This is a genomic window from Mycobacterium sp. (assembly GCF_052144515.1).
Classification (GTDB): domain Bacteria; phylum Actinomycetota; class Actinomycetes; order Mycobacteriales; family Mycobacteriaceae; genus Mycobacterium.
On sequence record NZ_JBKQQD010000214.1, the window covers coordinates 1 to 2,715 of the forward strand.

The following is a 2,715-nucleotide window of genomic DNA, read 5'->3' on the forward strand; positions in this document are numbered from 1 at the left end:
GCGCTCATCGGCGCGCTTCCCCGCGGCGCGCTTCTCCTTCTAGGCATTTTGCAAGCAGTGTTGCTGCTTGTTCGACTGCGTCCGACGATGGTGATCAGCAACACGATGCTCATTCCCGCGCACGCCATCGCTGCCAAACTGCTCGGCATCCCGCACTACTGGATGGTCCACGAGTTCGGAACAGACGACCATCAGCTTCGGTTCCTGTTGGGCTATCACAGGAGCATCCGCCTGATCAGCCAGCTGTCGGAGTCGGTGATCTGCCTTTCACAGGCAGTTGAGAAGGCCATGCTCGCGCACGATCCAAAGATGAGGACGTTCCAGGTATACCCGATCGTCGACACCCCGCTCGGCACGCCGCCAGAGCGGCACCCGGGCGAGCCCATGCGAGCTGTGCTTGCCGGTAGGTTCGCTGAATCCAAGGGACAACACCTTGCAGTCGAGGCTGTTGCTATTTCCCGGAAGGCCGGGGTCGACATCGAGTTGGCACTAATCGGTGGTGGCAACCAGAAACCAGTTCGCAAGCTTGCTCGACGCCTGGGCGTCGAGGACCTGGTGAGCATTCACGGACCTACCCGCGACCTCGGACCCTACTGGTCCGCCGCCCATGTCGGCCTCATGTGCAGCCAATGCGAGGCGTTCGGCCTCGTTACCGTGGAGGCGATGAGAGCCGGACTGCCGGTGTGCGGGACGAACGCGGGTGGCACCCCGGAGATCATCGATCCGGGAGTCAACGGACTGCTAAGCTCCGCCGGCGACGCGAACGCACTCGCAGCCAACCTGATGGCACTCGAATCGGATGAGGATCTGCGGCGCAGCCTCGCTTCTCGTGCGATGGAAACCGCGCAGCGCTTCCAACGCGACCACCGTTACGGCGATCAACTCGCCGCCATTCTCGGCCTGTGTTGAAGCGCATGCCTGAGATGGATTTACCGCCAAAGAGGGACTGTTGCATCTGACCTCAACGGCCCGCCTCCGCCGACTAGCCAACACGCCGCAAGCGGGCGAGATTTTCCACAAGATCAGCGGCGTTGGCAACGCTTTCGGCGGGTTTGGTCATCCGGGTGGCGAACTCGCGGGCCCGGGCGACGTATTGCGGGGCGAGGATGGCGCGGAGGTCCGCGACCAGCGATTTCTCGGTAGCGGTCGACAAGCGCCGGGAGGCGCCCACCTTCAGTCGTTTGACCTGAGCTCCCAAGATCGCCTGATCGCGTATCGTCCAGAGGATCAGCGTGGGGAGTCCGGCGCGCAGGCCTGCGGACGTGGTGCCGATGGCACCGTGGTGAACGACCGCGCGGCAGGACGGAAAGATCTCCGCATAATTCACCGCACCCACCACCTTGACGTGGTCGAAATGTGGGACGTGGCTGAAGTCACTCCCAGCGGAGCAAACCAACGCCCGCTCGCCCAACTGCGCGCAGGCCGCGCTGATCATCGCGAGCGTGTCGGCCGGGGATTCGACTGGCATGCTGCCAAAGCCGAAGAAAATCGGCGGTGTTCCCGCAGCAATCCACGACAAGACCTCCTCATCGGCATCCGTCGGCAACTCCATCGTCAGCGCGCCAACAAAGGGCCGTTGGCCGTCCCATTTCGCCCACTCGGCTGCCAGCCCGGGGAAGCACACCTCGTCGTAGGCCTGGATCTCGAGCGATCCGCGTTCGGCCATCCGTCGCGGATAGGGGGCTTTTGTCTTCGGCAGGCCGAGTTCACGGCGCTGCGCGTCCTCGTGGTTCTTCGTCAGCCGCCAAACCAGCCACTGGTTCACCGTCATTGCGGAGCGGATCAGCGGCGACGGCAGGAACGGAACGATCTGGCCATTGGCCCGTATCGGGGAGTAATGCAGCACGGCCAACGGAATGTCGTAATACTCCGCGACCTTGGCAGCGGGCTGCTCGAAATTCACGCCGGTGAGTAGCAGGTCGGCCCCGTCCGCCAGCGACATCAGCGTCGTGCTCGTCTCCGCCCAGGACTGGTTACCGATCTCCCCAAGTTCGCGCCACAACCTGGTCAGATCCCGGATCCTCCAGAGGTTGCGGGAGAAATAAAAGTACCTCCACAAGTGGACGTGCTTCTCAATTCCTGTCTGCGCATCCAGCCTGTAAGCGACCGTCGCAAGCCCAGCCGACTCGACGAAGCCAACCAGGTCGCGCGGGACGGCCACGCACACTTCGTGCCCTCTGCGCAGCAGTTCACGGCCGACGGCGACGCAGGGCTCGACATCGCCGCGAGTTCCATAGCTTGACAGGACAAATTTCACCGCGGACCCAGCCTTTCGCTTGTCGTGCGCGTCGACGATGGCATAGCTATCGGTCATTATGTCTGGTCTTCGACTCTCGGCTGGCATTCGCCATCGGCCCTCGGCTGATCGTTCGCCGTTGGTTTCGGCTGCAGCGGCGTTCCTAGGCGGCGACCAGCCAGAATAGTAACTGGGGGTTGGTGTGGTCGAGGGCCGCGAAGCCTGTTTCATCGACCCACGCCGATGTCGGCATGGGTCGACCTGTCCCGACCGTGGAACTATGCCGATCCTCGGGCGGCGCGATATGAAAGACCAAGCATCACCGGATGGTTCGACTTTCAATAGTGCCCAAGGATCGGCATAGTTTCTGGGCTGGGCCGACGCTTCTGGTAGCCGCGGCCGGGTCTGCGAGGTCCTCGTCGATTAGCCGCACCGCGGCGCGCGGCCGCGGGGCTGGCCGCGCAGGTCGTCGGCGAGGT

2 protein-coding genes are annotated in these 2,715 nt (G+C 63.4%); one reads left to right on the forward strand and one right to left on the reverse strand.

Annotated elements, in window-relative coordinates:
* Positions 1-909, forward strand: a 909-nt coding sequence (locus tag ACLP9N_RS15095; RefSeq protein WP_442408180.1) for a glycosyltransferase, incomplete at its 5' end; no start/stop codon positions are given.
* Positions 910-982: 73 nt separating this feature from the next.
* Here the strand turns inward: ACLP9N_RS15095 and ACLP9N_RS15100 are convergent.
* Positions 983-2,257, reverse strand: a complete 1,275-nt coding sequence (locus ACLP9N_RS15100) for a glycosyltransferase (RefSeq protein WP_442408181.1) — start codon at positions 2,255-2,257, stop codon at positions 983-985.
* Positions 2,258-2,715: the final 458 nt, after the last annotated feature.